We start from the raw sequence: 16,050 nt of genomic DNA, 5'->3' as shown, positions 1-16,050 counted from the left end.
ATTCGGGGCGGAGTGCGGCATGGGGCCGGAGCTGGGGTTTGGAAGGCAGTTTTCTATCTTCCGCCCCGAAACACTTTCTACTCTCCCCCTATGTCCGAAAAACAAGGCCATTTTCAGCGGGCCATTACGCTGTTTGATGCCGTCATGATTGTGACTGGCAGTATGATTGGCTCCGGCATCTTCATTGTGTCGGCCGATATTGCCCGGCAGGTGGGCTCCAGCGGCTGGCTGCTGGTGGTGTGGCTGCTCACGGGCGTTATTACCATGGCCGGGGCCATCAGCTACGGCGAGCTGGCCTCCATGTTCCCGAAAGTGGGCGGCCAGTACGTGTACCTGCGCGAGTCGTACAACAAGCTGGTGGCCTTCCTCTACGGCTGGTCGTTGTTCACCGTCATCCAGACCGGCGTAATTGCGGCCGTGGCGGTGGCGTTTGCCAAGTTCACCGGCGTACTGCTGCCGTGGTTCAGTGTGAAAAACGTGCTATTTCAGGTTGCCGGCCTGGAGTTCAGCAGCGTGCAGCTGCTGGCCATCCTCCTGATTATCGGCATTACGGCCCTAAACGCGCAGGGTGTGCGCACCGGCAAGCTCATTCAGAACGTGCTGGGTAGCACCAAGCTGGTGGCCCTGGCTTTGCTCATCCTGTTCGGGGTGGCCCTAGGCATCAACCACGACGCCATTTCGGCCAACTTCCAGGATGTATGGACGGCTACGCGCTTCCCGGCCCCCGGTGCCTCGTTTGCGCCCGTGCCCCTGAGCTTGTCCGGACTGGTAGTAGCTATTGGCATGGCCATGACGGGCTCCCTGTTTTCCTCCGATTCCTGGAATAATATTGGGTTTGCGGGCGAGGAAATTGTGAACCCCGAACGCACGCTGGTGCGCAGCATGGCCATGGGCACGGCCATCGTGACGGGCCTGTACATCCTCATCAACATAGTGTACCTGCTGGTGCTGCCCCTGCACGGCTCCCCGGAAGCTACCACGGTAGCCGGCCGCGGCATCCAATACGCCACCGACGACCGGGTAGCCACGGCCGTGGCCGAGTCGGTTTTGGGCCAGAAAGGTGCGTACGTGATGGCCGTGCTCATTATGCTCAGCACCTTCGGCGCCAATAATGGCATTATTCTGAGCGGGGCGCGGGCCTACTTCGCCATGGCCCAGGATGGGGTGTTCTTCCCGGGGCTGGCCCGCCTGAACGCGGCCGGCGTGCCCAGCCGGGCGCTGTGGGCGCAATGCCTGTGGGCCTGCCTACTCTGCCTGAGTGGCTCCTACGGGCAACTGCTTAACTACGTGATGTTTTCGGTGATTCTGTTCTACGTCATCACCATCATCGGCATTTTTGTGCTGCGCCGCACGCGGCCCGAGGCGCCGCGCCCCTACCGGGCCTGGGGCTACCCGGTGCTGCCAGCCATCTACGTAACACTGGCCTCGGCTTTCTGCATTATCCTGCTGGTGGCCCCCGACACGGCGGAGTTTTCCCAGCGGGGCCTGGGCTTGGTGGCGCTAGGCATCCCGGTGTACTTCCTGTTCGGCCGCCGCTTTGCCGGCACCAAATCGGAGTAAAACGCAGCTGCTACTGCACAAAAAAGAGCCCCTTCAGTTAGCTGACGGGGCTTTTTTCATTTACTTAAGCGTCAAGAAGGCCGACGACGGGGCGGCTAATTGCCTAGCGCCGGCGGCGCGTGGCTCCTTCCCGGGGCAGTAGCGTTACGTTCTGGGGCTGAGTGCTACGGGTGCGTACTTCCTGGTCCTCGTAGCCGCCGTAGCCATATACCAGCGTGTTGTCGCCGGCGGGTACTTCCAGGGTGTAGTTGCCATTGGCATCGGTACCGGTTACCTTTTTCGAGCCGCGCACCATCACGGTGGCACCGGCCATCGGGCGGCCGTTTTCGTCGAGGATACGGCCACTCATGGTCACGGTAGCGGGGGCGGCTTCGGGGGCCGGAGCGGCGGCGGCGGGCACAGGCTCAATAGCTACCGGCTCCTCGGCCACAGTAGTTGCCGGGGCATCAATGGTGGCCGTTGTGGTGGCAGCAGCGGTGGGGCGGGCAGCGGCCACGGTCTTGGTTGCCGACGTGGCGGACTTGGTGGCTTCTTCTTCGGCGGTGGCTTCCTCGGCGGGCTTGGCCTCCTCAGTGGCGCGGGCTCCGGTAACGGTGGCCTCACCGAGTTCCATTACCGGCATGACAGCGGCCAGCCGGCGGGTCGCCTGGGCGGGCAGCAGCACGTAGCCCAGCACTACAATGGCCACAATGGCCCCCACAATAATGGCCAGCCGGCGGTTGCCCGACGAAAAATCCTCTTCTTCGTCCTGCACCTCCGGGGTCAGATCTTCATTTTCAGCGGGAGTAGTGGTGTTAGCATCCATAAACGGTTAGGTAAAAAAAGTGGGGATTTTTCGGGGCTGGGGCGAGGGGTTGAGCAGAGAGCTACCGAGGAATTTCTTTCTTCTCAGACACCATCGGCCCCTAAAGATATAGGTTTAACAGAAGCGTAACCTAATCGGGTATTCCAATTTTCGGATTTATTTACCGCTACGATTAGCACCATTTCGGTCCATTGAATGGAATTATCGTAAAAAAACCGGGGCTCGTTCCCAAACTGGAAACGAGCCCCGGACTGCGGGACAACATAAAGCAAACCCTAGTCGTGGGCGGGCTTGGCAGGGCCGCTCGGCTCTTTCTCGCCGAACTCCTGCTCCTGGCTCCGGATGGGGTTCCCCATGTCGTAGCTGCCTTCCACCTCGAAGCCCGGCCCGCTGGCCTGCTCACCGGCATTTTCGTGGTCGTTGCCGCCCTGGGGGACGCCCTCAGCCCCGCCAATGTGCAGGTTTTCAAGCTGGTCTTTCTGGTCGGCGCGCTGGGTGTAGCCGCCCGCGCCGGTATTGCGCTGGGCCGAGGGGTCACTGGCGGCCTTGTCGTTGCTCATGCTCTGCTTGAACTCCTTCTCTTTCTGCAGCTGCTCGTTCTCGGGAATGGCCTGCTCGTCGTTATGAATGATGTCCTTATTCGACTTTTCGTTATCGGTAGCCATGGGGCGGGGAAATTTGAGTGAGGAATGTAGAGGGCTGTACGCGCGGGCGGGCCGCGGGGTTAAGTGCTGGTTCAAACCACATGTGCGCGGGTGGCGTAGCTTTGCCCGGGCGTCCACCACTTTTCCGCGCCTTCCCCGCATGCATCTGGTCATCATCGGCAATGGCATTACCGGCGTTACGTGCGCCCTCACGGCCCGGCGGCTCCGGCCCGAAGCCCGCATCACGCTGGTAGCCGACGAAAGCCCGTACCACATTTCGCGCCCGGCCCTCATGTACGTGTACCTGGGCCACCTGCGCCCCCAGGACATCAAGCCCTACGACGACTGGTTCTGGCAGGAAAACCGTCTGGAGCTGATCCAGGCCACTGCTACCGCCTTTGATGCGCAGGCCAGCACCCTCACGCTGAGCACCGGCGCCGTGCTTTCCTACGATAAGCTGCTGCTGGCTACCGGCTCGCGCAGCCGCCCGGGCGAGTGGCCGGGCCGGGAGTTGGCCGGCGTGCAGGGCTTCGTGACGCTGCCCGACCTGGAGCAGATGACCCGCGACACCCACGGCATCGGGCAGGCGGTAGTAGTAGGCGGCGGGCTGATTGGCATCGAGCTGGCCGAGATGCTTGCCTCCAAGGGCGTGGCCGTGACCATGCTCATCCGCGACGCGCACTACTGGGGCTCGGTGCTGCCGCCCGAAGAGGCGGCTCTGGTGCAACGACAATTGGTGGTCCACCACATCACGGTGCGCTACGGCACCGAACTGGCCGCGCTGCTGCCCGATACCCAGGGCCGGGTGCGGGCCGTGCGCACCAGTACCGGCGAGGAGCTGCCCGCCCAGTGGGTGGGGCTGGCTATCGGCGTCGAACCCAACGCCGACCTGGCCCGAACCGCCGGTCTGGAGGTGGCGCGGGGTATTCTGGTAGATGAGCTGCTGCAAACCAGCGCCCCCGATGTGTACGCCGCCGGCGACTGTGCCCAGCACCGCGCGCCGGCCCCCGGCGAGGTGGCCGTGGAACAGCTCTGGTACACCGGCCGGCAGCAGGGCGAAACCGTGGCCTACACGCTCTGCGGACAGCCCCGCCCCTACCGGCGCGGCGTGTGGTTTAACTCGGCCAAGTTCTTCGACCTCGAATACCAGACCTACGGCCGCGTGCCCGCCCGCCCCGAGCCCGCGGAACACAGCTTCTGCTGGCAGCACCCCAACGGCCGCCACCTGCTGCGCCTGAATTTCCGGCGCGATACGCTGGCCGTGACGGGCGTGAACGTGCTGGGCCTGCGTCACCGCCACGAAACCTGGCACGCCTGGTTGCAGGCCGGTACGCCTGCCCCGCAGGTGCTGGCCGAGCTGGGAGCTGCTAACTTCGACCCTGAGTTTTTCCGTCAGCACGAGGCCGCTATGGTGGCGGCCTTCAACCAGCAGTTTCCGCAGCATCCGGTGGCGCTACGCCGCCGTAAAGGGTTGTTCGGGCGGTAACGGCCGCTGCTTTTTTCGTTTTTTCTCTTTGCTCCCGATGGATTTCTCCAAACTATATCATCCCAACGCCCTCAACAGCTTCCAGTTTATTGCCGTGGTAGGGGCCGTCATGAGCGGCGGCGCGCAGCTCATCATCCGGCTACTGGGCAACGCGCAGCCCGAAGGCTACAACTACTTGTACCTGTGCTGGCTGGCGCTGTACATTGGCGGCACCCTGCTCAACTACTTCGGCAAGCCCTCCGACGACCATCATCATCATTGAGTTTTTAGTTGTTGTTGATTAACAGAACGTTATTCCGAGCCTGCGAGAAACCGAAGGAAGGCATAGCCAATCCCGCGTGCTGACTTCCGGCTGAAATGCCGCCTGGTTCCATCGGCGAGCCGCAGAACGATGTAGAGACGCAACACTTTGCGTCTCCTCGTTGAACAGCACGCGGGGAGACGCAAAGTGTTGCGTCTCTACATCGTTCTACTCAATTCAACGCCTCCGCCTTTCCCTTTTTTCCTCCTTGTCTTTTGACTTCCCCTACCGCCATGACAACTGCTCCTGTTTCGCCGGTTTCGGTACCTGAAAAGCTGCTGCTGGCCGTAGTGGGTCTGGGGTTACTGCTGCTGCTGCCCGTGGCTTTCGACGGAGACGCAGCCCGGGCCCGGCTGTGCTTTTTCGCGGCCCTGGGACTCGTGAGTGCGGGCACGCTGGGCTGGAGCTGGTACACCTTCGGGCGCGGCCCTGCCGGCGTGCGCCTCAACGACCAGTGGCTGCGCGGCAGTACCGCCCGTGGGGCCCTGGCCTGGCTTACGGCCGTGGTCCTCACCGGCTTCTACGTGGTGCTCTACTGGTTCAGCTCCGATAATGGCCAGGGCAATTTCGGCCCGCTCAACCAGCTCGTCCACGCCCTCGACCCCGTCAGCCAGGCCCTACGCCGCCGGCCCGCCGACCAGTGGTTTCTCTACGGCACCTTCTACACCCTGGCCGTGCTGCTGATGGGCGGGCGGGCCTTGTGGAAGTACCGTCACTCGCCCTACCAGCGCATCCGCACGGCTTCGGTCATGTTCTTTCAACTGGGATTTGCCTTTCTGCTGCCGGGGCTGCTGCTGGCTTTTCAGCGGCCCGAGTACTACTTCAGCTACTTCTGGCCCCTCAAGTACGACTACCTGTTTCCGGGCACCGTGAGCTACCTGCTGAAGGATGGCGGCCCGGCCCTGGGCGTGTTCATGGTGTTCTGGGGTGCGGTGATGTCGTTCGTGGCCACGCCGGTGCTCACCTACTTCTTCGGGAAGCGGTGGTACTGCTCCTGGGTGTGCGGATGCGGCGGCCTGGCCGAAACCGCCGGCGACCCGTACCGCCACCTCTCCCACAAAAGCCGCGCCGCCTGGCGCTGGGAAGTCCGCCTGATTTACCCCATTCTGGGCTTTATTGTACTGGTCACGGCGCTGCTGTGGCTGGGCGCGGCGGGCGTGTTGCCGGGTTGGTTCACCACGCCGCAGCAGTCGGGCCTGCCGCTGGTAAGTGGCCTGAGCCCGGTGGATGGGCTGAGCAAAGTGTACGGCTTTTTCATCGGCTCTATTTTCTCCGGCGTTATTGGCGTGGGCTTCTACCCGCTGATGGGCAGCCGGGTGTGGTGCCGCTTCGGGTGTCCCATGGCCGCCTACCTGGGTTTGCTGCAAAAGCACTTTTCCCGCTTCCGCATCAGCACCAACGGCGCCCAGTGCATTTCCTGCGGCAACTGCTCCAACGTCTGCGAAATGGGCATCGACGTGAAGCAGTACGCCCAGCGCGGCGAGCCGATTGTGCGGGCTTCCTGCGTGGGCTGCGGCCTGTGCAGCACCGCCTGCCCGCGCGGCGTGCTCAACCTCGAAAACGGCCCGCGCGAAGGCCGCTACCAGGCGTCGCAGCTCATTTCCGCCGATTCTTTGCGGATTTTGGGGTAAGCGTTTAGCTTGCAATCATGACCTTACTGCCACGACTTACACCCACTTCATTACTTGCCTCACTGGCTTCTGGAGTCTTTTTTCTGCATGCCTGTGCAAGCGTCAAGCCTAGCAGCACGTTACCAGGCAGGTATAGCGCCTATACCGGGCAGCCTATCATAGGAACCGGCATTACGTGGCCCGCCGATACACAGCCTGCTGTCCATTGGCAAAAGCCGGGGCTGGTATCCATCAATATTGAAGATCCGGCCTATCCTATTTACCGAGGCTTCAAGGACAATGAGGTCCTGACCATGAATGAGTGCGTGGTAGCGCCTGAAACGCCACTGGGGCAATTGGTAGCGCAAGCCCAGAAGGCCACCAAACAGACGCTACAGTTCCCGGGCAACCTGCTACTACCAGGTGTTGATTACCGCCCTGACGAAGCGGAAGTATCTAACCTGGAGTGGCAGCAGTTTATTCGTTATCTGGAATTTGACGGTGATTCCGCCCAGGCTGCCCGGATGTGGCCTCAACGAAACATGTTACCACAACCAGATTATTTCACTGATCCATTTTACTTTCTCTACCCGGTAACCGGAATCAGTTATGAGCAGGCACAAGCATATTGCCGCTGGCGTAGCCAGCGCGTTACAACGCTCTATCAGCAAGGGCAGCCAGGTCGTACCGGCTTACCACTTGATACGGTGCAATCTGATTTTACGCGCGTTACCTATCGACTTCCTACGGAGGCAGAGTGGGAGTACATGGCCAACGCTGGCACAAACCAGATACACTCCATGCCCTGTTTACAGCAGCCGGCACGGATAAATCCAGCCGCCGCCGCCTACCTCAAGCGGCGCGCTGGCAGCGCACAATCAGAAGGGCAAGTCAAGGAGCAAATCACCGAATTCAACCGTACGCAAAAGCCGTTGCCGACCATACGTTACCGCTGGACGACACCAGGTTTCATGACGTTGAGCACTCCTGACTATGTGTACGGTCTGGCTCCAACTCCCTTTGGCCTGTATCAGTTAGCCGGCAACGCCGCCGAAATGGTGCAGGAGCGCGGCGTTACCAAGGGCGGCAGCTACCTCGATCCACTGGAGGCCTGCACCGTGAAGGCGCGCGGCACCTACGGCGGGCCGGCCCCGCACATCGGGTTCCGGTGCGTGTGCGAGGTATCGTACCCGAACCGGAAGTAGCCTAGCCATTCCCGCCGCCAGAGGCGGCCGAAACGGCCCCGGCTACGCGCCCGCCGGGCCGCGCGGCTTCAGGCGCAGCTCCAGCACCCGGGTGTCCTCGTTGCTCCAGATGAAGTTGCGCACGTCTTCCACCCGGTACACCACCAGCCCGTCGGGCGCGCCGTACTCGGTGTAGCACTCCATGAGCACCTGCTCGGGCGTGAGCCGGCGGATGTAGCCGTAGTAATCCATGCCCAGATGGGTGTACACGTTCACGAGCTGGCCCAGCTGGTGGGCCCGCTCCAGCAGCAGCGGCACCGTCACATACTCCTGCTCCAGAAACTGCGGCGACTTGAGGCCGGCGTACACCTTGTCCAGGTTATCGGCCTTGAACTCGACGTGGCGGATGTACTGGTCGTCGAAATCGACCTGGAACACCTCCGACATGTTGAACGACTGAATGGCCGTGGGCATCCCGTCGCGGTTGATGATGCGCAGCACCACCACTTCCTCCGAGAAGCTCACCACGTAACCCACCGAGAACCGGCCCGGGTCGCTCTGACTGGTGCGCACGCCCAGCAGGCGCTTTTCCTGGCGGGCCCGCTCAAATATTTCCTGGAATAAACCTGACATCGGCGAGAGAAAAAGGGAAATCGGGGCGGCTAACCGGCCGCCGGGGGAGCAAATTCGGCCAGGCGCTCCTCCAGCACCCGGCGCAACGTAAGCAGCCGCTGCCGGACCGGCGCCGCCTCGTTGGCAGAAGGCGTATCCGGCTGGCTGGTGAGGTAGCGCGCCATGGCGGCTTCATCGGTCAGCAGGGCCTGCAGCTCCTGCTGCGCCGCCAGCCATTCCGGCTGCCGACCGGCCCCGAGGTAGTGGCGGCGCAGTTCAATGGTCAGGCTAAGGAGCCGGGCCAGCGTGGTGAGCAGAACTCGTTCGTCGGGCTCGATGCTGCGCGGCTCCCGGCCCATCACGCACAAGGAGCCAATGTTACTGCCATCGGGCATGTGCAGGGCCGCGCCGGCATAAAAGCGCAAACCCGCCGCCTGGGCCACGTAGGGGTTGACCAGATTGCAGCCTTCAGTGGCCAGATCCGCATAACTCAGCACCTCTCCCTGCAGAATGGCCGCCGAGCACAGGCTGTCAGGCCGGGCCACGCGCTCCAAACCGGGCAGCCCGATGTTGGCCTTGAAAAACACTTCCTGCTCATCTACCAATGACAGCAGCGAGATAGGCAGCTGAAAAAGCTGAGCCGCCAGGGCCACGTACTCATCAAACACCGGCTCGGGCGTGGTATTCAGCACCTGATAGTGATGCAGGCTGCGCAGACGGGAAATATCGTCGGCCGGAATCAGCGAGTCGGGTAAATGATCCATACGACCGGGAACAGCAGGTAGGGTAAAAAATCAGCGGCCTGACGAAGCCAAGCCGCTGATTTACGCAAAGCTACGTAATTACCCCTCCCTACCCTAGCCGGCAGCGGGCTTTGCCGCCCGGCCGCTGCGCAGGGGCCGCACCGGATGGTAGCTACCGGGTGTGCATCTTTGCAGTCTTAACTGCCACTCATGCCCGCCTCTGCCCCGCACCCCTCCGTCATCGACGTTATCATTCCTGCCTACAACGAGGAGCAGTCAATTGCCCGGGTTCTGGCCGAAATTCCGGCCGGCCTGGTGCGCGAGGTCATTGTGGTGGATAACAACTCCCGCGACCAGACCGGCGCGGTAGCCCGCACCGCCGGGGCCACCGTGCTGCGCGAAACCCGCCCCGGCTACGGCCACGCCTGCCTGGCCGGCATGGCCCACTGCTACGGCCGGCCTCTGGCCGAGCAGCCCGATATCATTGTATTTCTGGATGGTGACTATTCCGACTACCCCGAGGATATGACGGCCCTGGTGGCCCCACTGCTGCGCCAGGAGGCCGATCTGGTGATTGGGTCCCGGGCCTTGGGCCAGCGCGAGGCCGGCTCCATGCTCCCCCAGCAGATTTTCGGCAACTGGCTGGCCACCACCTTACTTCGTCGCCTCTACGGCGCCCGCTTCACCGATCTGGGCCCGTTCCGCGCAATCCGGCGGGAGGCATTGTTGCGTATCGGGATGCAGGATACCACCTACGGCTGGACGGTGGAAATGCAGCTGAAAGCCGCCAAGCTGGGCCTGCGCTCCGTGGAAGTGCCTGTGCGCTACCGCCGCCGCATTGGTGTCAGCAAGGTATCGGGCACGGTGAAGGGCACGCTGGGCGCAGGCTACAAAATTCTCTGGACGATTTTCCGCTACCTCTAGTAAGTGATAAGTGGTACTTAGTGCCTGGTCTGGTGATTGGGCGCCAGCCACCCCAAAGCAGCGAACAAACTGACAACCAGTTGTTTCAGCCAGCAACCCAAGCAGTACCAACCCCCACAATCCAAGTACCCGATTCATGTTTCTTCTGCAAGTTGTGTTGGTGGGGCTCTACGGCCTGTGTCTGCTGCTACTGCTGGGCTTCAGCCTCACGCAGTGGCACCTGACGCGGCTGGCCCGGCGGGCCTACGCCCGGCTGGCTGAGGACGCCCCGCCCGCGCCGCCGCAGTGGCCCCGCCTCACGGTGCAGCTCCCGCTCTACAACGAGCAGTACGTGGTGGAACGCCTCATCGACGCCTGTACCGCGTTGCGCTACCCCACGCACCGCCTGCACCTGCAAATTCTCGACGACTCCACCGACGAAACCGTGGCCCTGGTGGCAGCCCGTGTGGCCTATTATCAGGCCCAGGGCCTGCGCATCGACCACGTACGGCGGCCGGAGCGCACGGGCTTCAAGGCCGGGGCGCTGGCCCACGGCCTCACGCTCACGGACGGGGAGCTGGTGGCTATTTTCGACGCCGATTTTGTGCCGGAGCCGGATTTTCTGGAGCGTACGGTGCCACATTTTTTTCGGGATGAGCCGAATGGCTCCCGCACCGGCGTGGTACAGACGCGCTGGGGCCACCTCAATGAGGAATTTTCTTTGCTGACTACGCTCCAGGCGTTTGGGCTGAACGCGCATTTTTACGTGGAGCAGGTGGGCCGGCAGCAGGGCGGACACTTCCTCAACTTCAACGGCACCGGCGGTATCTGGCGGCGGGCCTGCATTGAGGACGCCGGCAGCTGGAGCGCCGACACCCTCACCGAGGACCTCGACCTGAGCTACCGGGCCCAGCTGCGGGGCTGGCAGTTCCGCTACCTGCCCCAGGTGGCCGCCCCCGCTGAGCTGCCCGCCACCATGGACGCGCTGAAGTCGCAGCAGTTCCGCTGGACCAAGGGCGCGGCCGAAACCGCCCGCAAGCACCTGGGCCGGGTGTGGCGTTCCAGCCAGCCCCTGAGCACTCGTTTGCACGCCACCTTTCACCTGCTCAACAGTTGCGTGTTCGTGGCTATTCTGGTGATGGCCGTGCTGAGCGTGCCGCTGGTATTTGTGCGGGCCGTGGGAGCCGAGGAATTACGACCGGTGTTCTGGCTGGCGGCCTTTTTCCTGCTGGCGCTGGTGCCCCTCACATTCTACTTCCGCACGGCCTGGCAGCAGGCCCGGCAGCACCGCCAGCCGCCCGGACCGGGCTTTGCAGGGCAGTTGCTGCTGTTTCTGGCCTTTTCGATGGGCCTGAGTCTGCACAACTCGCGGGCCGTGCTGCTGGGCCTGATCGGACGGTCCACGGCTTTCATCCGCACCCCTAAGCTGGGCCTGCTTCAGGGGCCGGGTGCGTGGCGGGGCCGCCGGTACCGCACCAGCCGCCTGCTGAGCGGCCTGACCTGGCTGGAAGGGCTGCTGGCCGCATATTTCCTGTTCGGCATCGGGGCCGGCCTGTATCTGCACGAGTACGGCCTGCTGCCCACGCACCTGCTGTTGGCTACGGGCTACGGATTGGTATTTTTCTACTCGTTGCGCCACGCCGAGTAAGCTTGCTGCCTAAGTACTGAGATATACGTGATGAGTAGTAAGACAATCATCAAGCATCTGACTATCAAACTACTGATAGATTTTTCAATACTCAGTACGCAGGTCTCAATACTTAGCTTCGCTCTATCGTGAAAACGGCCCTTCAAGTCAGCACCATTCTGGGAAGTGCCGGGGCTTACGCGGCCTTGGCATATGCCACCCCGCGTACCAGTTTCGGGCTGTTGCTGGGGCTATTCGGGTTGGCGTTCGGGCTGTACGTGGTGCTGCTGAAAACCGGTTTGTCGCTCCGGCTGGGGCTGGGCGTGGCCCTGCTACTGCGGCTGCTGTGGCTGCCGGCACTGCCGGCCTTCTCCGACGATTATCACCGCTTCCGCTGGGACGGCCTGCTACTTACTCACGGCATTAATCCCTACCAATACCGCCCCGCTGAACTCCTGACGCCTGATTCTGCGGCTGCCACGCCGCCAAGCGGCGCGGGCCGTAAGCTGTCGGCCGCCACCCGGGCACAGCTGCGCGCGGAGTATCCGGCCCTGAACTCGCCCCATTATTACTCGGTGTACCCGCCAGTGTGTCAGCTGGTGTTTGGAGCGGCGGCAGGGCTGTTTCCGGATTCGGCGCGGGGGTTTGTGGTAGGGCTGCGGCTGGCCATTCTACTGGCCGAAGCGGCCACGGCCGGACTGCTGGTGTTGCTGCTGCGCCGGTTCGGGCAGCCGGCGCACCGGGCACTGTGGTACCTGCTCAACCCGCTGGTGGTGTTGGAGCTGACCGGCAACCTGCACTTCGAGGCTCTGGTTGTCAGCTTTCTACTACTGATGCTCTGGCTGCTTACGCGCGGCCGAACATTGGCGGCGGGCGGGGCCTTGGCGCTGGCCGTAGCCACCAAGCTGCTGCCGCTGCTGGTGCTGCCGCTGCTGCTGCGTCGTTTACAGCTGTGGCCCCTCGGGCCGCTGGTGCGGTTCGGGCTCGGCTTGGCTGGGGTCCTACTGCTGCTGTTCGGGCCGTTCCTGAGCCTGGAACTGCTGCGCAACATCGGGCGGAGCCTGGACCTGTACTTCCGTACGTTCGAGTTCAACGCCAGCTTCTACTACCTGCTGCGGGCGGCCGGGCAGTGGTACACCGGCTACAACCAGATTGCCCGCCTCGGCCCGGCCCTGGCCCTCACGGTAGCCCTCGGGGCCAGCATACTGGCCCTCACGGAACGGCGCCCAACCTGGGCCACCCTGCCCCACGCCCTGCTGCTACTGCTCACGCTGTACTTCCTGCTGGCTACCACCGTGCACCCCTGGTACCTGACGCCGCTGGTGGCCCTGAGCGTGTTCAGCCAAGCCCGCTACGCGCTGGTGTGGTCCGGAATGGCGGTGCTGTCGTACGCGGCGTATCAGACCAGCGCCTACACCGAAAATCTGATGCTGGTAGCCCTGGAATACGGCGTGGTGCTGGTGGTGCTGGCCCTGGATGCGCGACAAGGCCGCCTCAGCGCACCGCTACAGAGTCAGGCATAGCGGCAACGGAGTCAGGGGCGGAATCAGTTATATGGGAGTCGGCAGCGGCTGGCGTAGCGGCGGGGGCCGACTGGGGCCAGTAGGCGTAGCGGCGCACCTGCTTCAGCCAGAGGTTGCGGCCGTCCCAGGTGGTCTGGCGCAGCAGCACGTTGGGGTAGGTTTTGGCAAACCAGTACACGTTCTGTTTCTGGTCGGTGAGGGCCACGCGCACGCGCCAGGCCGGCTCAGGCGTATCGGCTGTCAGGCCATCTTCCACCCTGATCTGGGCTTCGTAGAGGTGCGGGGCGGGGGCTTTGCTGGTCTGCTGCAACTCGTAGATGCGGGCCGCTACCGTCGGCAGCGTTTCAAACCGCATACTGCGCAGCGTGTAGGGAAGCGCATCCTCAAACAGCACGTCGTGGCGGAGCGTCCGGCGGCCTTCGCCCTGCCCGTCCCAGTACGAGTTGTAGGTTTGCTGGTACTGCAGGCCGTCATCGGTAATGGCCTTGAACGTAGTACCGCACCACTCCTGCGACGAAGTGGTGAGCTTGTGCAGCTCCACGGGCTGGTCGCGCCGGAAGAACAAAGACGTCAGGAAGTGGTAGGGGTAGTTGGGGGTCGGGATGCGGCAGAACTGGTTCACCTTCATCACCGGAAACACGTCCTTGCGCTGGTAATCGTCGGTCTTGACGTTGTACTGGCGGTTAAACTCCTCCTTCACCGTGATAAGCGTGTACTCGAAGCGGCGCGGCTCCCCGTACAGCACCCGCTCGGCCTCGTAGGTGGCTACCTCGGCCTTGCCATCCTCCCACAACGGGTTCATGGCCCACTGCTGCTGAAACGGACCACCCCGCCGGGTAAGCGGGTTACCCAGCGGAATCTGGTCGGCAGCCCGCTCCGGCTTCCGGTCAGATTTGGAGGAGCAGGCACTGGCCAAGCCCAGCACGGCCCAAAACGCAACAACACAACGCATACACAAGGGGAACAGAGGCACAAAGGTGCGCTACCATACGCGCAAACCCTAGCCTAATGTTTGGCCGGAAGCCAACTGCCAGGCGCGCAGGTCGGCCCCGGTATCAATATCGGTCAGCTCCGGCAGGCGGTGCAGGTGCAGGTGCAGGCGGGCCGCGTCGGCTTCGGTTTCGGTTCGCACGGTGGCCGTGCTCCAGGGCTTATTCCGGAAAAGCTCGGCGTGCAGCTGCTTCAGGCCCAGTAGATAATACCCGCCATCGGCGGCCGGCCCCAGCACCACATCGTGGGTGTCTAGCGCGGCAAAGGCTTCCGTGAGGTGTTCAGTCGTCAGCCCCGGGCAATCCGTCCCGATGATGACCACTTTCGTGGCTCCCCGGGCCAAGTCGTGGTCAAAGGCCATCTGCATTTTCTGGCCCAGGTCGCCGGGGGGCTGGGGTAGCTGCTCGTAGCCGGGCCAGTCAGCGGCCTGCTCCGGGGCGTGGGCCGTTTCGGCCAGCCACACGGTTTTGTGTACCGCCAGCGGAGCCACCACCGCCCGGGTGTGCGCCAGCAGCTGCCGGTAAATTGCCAGGGCCGCTTCCGCACCGATATCGGCCGCCAGTCGGGTTTTCACGCGCCCCAACTCCGGGTGCCGGGCAAAGATGATGAGATGTTGCAAAGTCGTTTTTGGTTTTGGTTTTTCGTTGTTGGTTATTGGTCGGATTGGCTGCTGACGAAGCTGTTTGGGCAGTCAGAAAAAACCGTCACGCTTCGACAGGCGGACGACAGATAAAGCATGACGTCCTGGCAACTTTCTAAGCAACCTCGACAACTCACCAGAAACGAAAAACTAATACCCAACAACTGACACCTTACTCATACGCCGGGGTGCCTTTTTTTAGCCAGGGCCGCCAAAGCACGGAGTATGGATGGACGTTGGCGGTGGTGCCCTGGGCGTTTACCACGCCGTAGCCTTCGTTTACCCACTGGAAGATGCCGCCGTAGAGGTTGCGCACGTCCTGGAAGCCCTGCTCCCTCAGCCACGCTCCCACCTGCTCGCTCCGCGCGCCTACCGTGCAGTACACCACCACCGGCCGGGTGCGGGCCACGCCGCTCAGGTTGGTTTCGCGGTAATGGTCGAAATCCACGAACCGGGCTCCCGGCAGGTGGCTCACGCGGTACTCGGCCGGGGTGCGGGTATCCAGCAGCAGCACCGGTCCACTGGCCGATTGTTGCAGCAGCGCGGTGAGGGCGGCAGGCTGCACCACGGGCACCGTCTGCTTGTAGAGCAGCTTCAACATGTGGTCGTAGGCACTCATATCTGAAGAAGCCGGGGCCGGCTGCTGCCCGCAGGCGGTCAGGGCCACGGCCAGAAAAAAGGCCATGACCAAACTAATCCGCCGGGAAAACAGACACCGCAGCATAAACAAGGCAGTTACAAAAATTCAGAGAAACAAAAGCGCCGCCTGAGCCAGCCCCTACGCCGGCCGGGTACGGCGCACCCGAATCCGGACATGCTCGCCGTTTTCGGAGGTAGTAGGCTCCACCAGAATCTGGTCGGATTCGTCGTAGTAATTAGCTACGCCGCGCACTATACCCACGGCCAGCGCCCCCATCCGTCGTTTCGACACATAGTCGATAAACAGCTCGTCGGGCGAGATACGCGTCACGTTCAGCACGGGGGGCGCATTCTCGGCGTGCTCCTGGCGCACCTGGCGGTGCATGGTGTTTTCGGTGTGCTCCAGCATGTCCAGCGTGGTCCAGCCGGGTTGCAGCAGCCGCTGGTACATGTACATCAGGTCGGGCACCAAGTACTCGCCGAACCGCTCGTGCAGCTCATCGGCCGAGAGGCCGGTCATGGCGGCCGCCTCCCCTACCAGCCGGTACATGTGCTCGTCGGGGTACACGTTTTTGTGGTCGAAGTGACTGGCCGTAAGGCCCGAGGCTTCCAGCAGCCGGATCCAGGTGCTGTGGTCGTACTGGGTTTGGACGTAGCGTTTAAGCAGCGTGAAGATGGTACCGTGCACGAGGAAAAAGCTGATTGGTAAGGCCGGAAGATAGCCGGATTTGCCCGAATCACCCGGCCGGATACGACAGGGAGCAGGCTGCTTGCGCAACCTGC

Annotated in this window: 16 protein-coding genes; 8 read left to right on the top strand and 8 right to left on the bottom strand. The window is 62.8% G+C overall.

From position 1 onward, the window contains the following. Positions 1-90 precede the first annotated feature (90 nt). Positions 91-1,560, top strand: a complete 1,470-nt coding sequence (locus EI293_RS08420) for an APC family permease (RefSeq protein WP_125436688.1) — start codon at positions 91-93, stop codon at positions 1,558-1,560. A 103-nt stretch (positions 1,561-1,663) separates the two neighbouring features. On the opposite strand, the gene EI293_RS08415 is transcribed toward EI293_RS08420, so the two are convergent. Together EI293_RS08415 and EI293_RS08410 are read right to left on the bottom strand one after the other, a co-directional pair. Beyond that, the gene (locus tag EI293_RS08415; RefSeq protein WP_125436687.1) at positions 1,664-2,365 is read right to left on the bottom strand and encodes a carboxypeptidase-like regulatory domain-containing protein; all 702 of its coding nucleotides are present in this window, start codon (positions 2,363-2,365) and stop codon (positions 1,664-1,666) included. Between the two features lie 275 nt (positions 2,366-2,640). Further along, positions 2,641-3,030, bottom strand: a complete 390-nt coding sequence (locus tag EI293_RS08410; RefSeq protein ID WP_125436686.1) for a hypothetical protein — start codon at positions 3,028-3,030, stop codon at positions 2,641-2,643. A 139-nt stretch (positions 3,031-3,169) separates the two neighbouring features. Between EI293_RS08410 and EI293_RS08405 the strand changes: the two genes are divergently transcribed. The 4 genes from EI293_RS08405 (at position 3,170) to EI293_RS08390 (ending at position 7,611) form a co-directional block, all read left to right on the top strand. Then, entirely contained in the window at positions 3,170-4,495 is a 1,326-nt protein-coding gene (locus tag EI293_RS08405; RefSeq protein WP_125436685.1) for an NAD(P)/FAD-dependent oxidoreductase, read from the top strand. Between the two features lie 37 nt (positions 4,496-4,532). After that, positions 4,533-4,757: a hypothetical protein gene (locus EI293_RS08400; protein ID WP_125436684.1), complete on the top strand. Its 225-nt coding sequence runs from the start codon at positions 4,533-4,535 to the stop codon at positions 4,755-4,757. A gap of 254 nt (positions 4,758-5,011) precedes the next feature. After that, positions 5,012-6,427 carry a 4Fe-4S binding protein gene (locus EI293_RS08395; protein WP_246010581.1) on the top strand — a complete coding sequence of 472 codons (1,416 nt, stop codon included), beginning with the start codon at positions 5,012-5,014 and terminating at the stop codon, positions 6,425-6,427. 17 nt (positions 6,428-6,444) lie between these two features. Then, positions 6,445-7,611: a formylglycine-generating enzyme family protein gene (locus tag EI293_RS08390; protein ID WP_125436683.1), complete on the top strand. Its 1,167-nt coding sequence runs from the start codon at positions 6,445-6,447 to the stop codon at positions 7,609-7,611. Positions 7,612-7,653: 42 nt separating this feature from the next. Here the strand turns inward: EI293_RS08390 and EI293_RS08385 are convergent, their stop codons facing one another. Both EI293_RS08385 and EI293_RS08380 read right to left on the bottom strand, forming a co-directional pair. Continuing rightward, positions 7,654-8,223, bottom strand: coding sequence for a hypothetical protein (locus EI293_RS08385; protein ID WP_125436682.1), 570 nt, complete (start codon positions 8,221-8,223; stop codon positions 7,654-7,656). 29 nt (positions 8,224-8,252) lie between these two features. Next, the gene (locus tag EI293_RS08380; protein ID WP_125436681.1) at positions 8,253-8,966 is read right to left on the bottom strand and encodes a GAF domain-containing protein; all 714 of its coding nucleotides are present in this window, start codon (positions 8,964-8,966) and stop codon (positions 8,253-8,255) included. A gap of 189 nt (positions 8,967-9,155) precedes the next feature. Between EI293_RS08380 and EI293_RS08375 the strand changes: the two genes are divergently transcribed. The 3 genes from EI293_RS08375 (at position 9,156) to EI293_RS08365 (ending at position 12,998) form a co-directional block, all read left to right on the top strand. Continuing rightward, on the top strand, positions 9,156-9,869 hold the full coding sequence (locus EI293_RS08375) for a glycosyltransferase family 2 protein (RefSeq protein ID WP_125436680.1): 714 nt from the start codon (positions 9,156-9,158) through the stop codon (positions 9,867-9,869). A gap of 136 nt (positions 9,870-10,005) precedes the next feature. Then, positions 10,006-11,496: a glycosyltransferase gene (locus EI293_RS08370; protein WP_125436679.1), complete on the top strand. Its 1,491-nt coding sequence runs from the start codon at positions 10,006-10,008 to the stop codon at positions 11,494-11,496. A gap of 128 nt (positions 11,497-11,624) precedes the next feature. Continuing rightward, entirely contained in the window at positions 11,625-12,998 is a 1,374-nt protein-coding gene (locus tag EI293_RS08365) for a glycosyltransferase 87 family protein (protein WP_125436678.1), read from the top strand. Here the strand turns inward: EI293_RS08365 and EI293_RS08360 are convergent. The 4 genes from EI293_RS08360 to EI293_RS08345 form a co-directional block, all read right to left on the bottom strand. Further along, a complete protein-coding gene (locus tag EI293_RS08360; RefSeq protein ID WP_125436677.1) occupies positions 12,970-13,950 on the bottom strand; it encodes a hypothetical protein in 981 nt (326 codons plus the stop codon). The two genes, EI293_RS08365 and EI293_RS08360, sit on opposite strands and share 29 nt — an antisense overlap. Before the next feature lie 48 nt (positions 13,951-13,998). Beyond that, a complete protein-coding gene (locus tag EI293_RS08355; protein ID WP_125436676.1) occupies positions 13,999-14,607 on the bottom strand; it encodes a TIGR04282 family arsenosugar biosynthesis glycosyltransferase in 609 nt (202 codons plus the stop codon). A 193-nt stretch (positions 14,608-14,800) separates the two neighbouring features. Next, positions 14,801-15,313 carry a rhodanese-like domain-containing protein gene (locus EI293_RS08350; RefSeq protein WP_170170309.1) on the bottom strand — a complete coding sequence of 171 codons (513 nt, stop codon included), beginning with the start codon at positions 15,311-15,313 and terminating at the stop codon, positions 14,801-14,803. A 93-nt stretch (positions 15,314-15,406) separates the two neighbouring features. Further along, on the bottom strand, positions 15,407-15,955 hold the full coding sequence (locus EI293_RS08345) for a heme NO-binding domain-containing protein (RefSeq protein ID WP_170170308.1): 549 nt from the start codon (positions 15,953-15,955) through the stop codon (positions 15,407-15,409). Between the last annotated feature and the right edge of the window lie 95 nt (positions 15,956-16,050).

Source organism: Hymenobacter perfusus, from assembly GCF_003944765.1.
GTDB lineage: Bacteria > Bacteroidota > Bacteroidia > Cytophagales > Hymenobacteraceae > Hymenobacter > Hymenobacter perfusus.
This window is presented reverse-complemented; position numbering and strand designations above follow the sequence as displayed.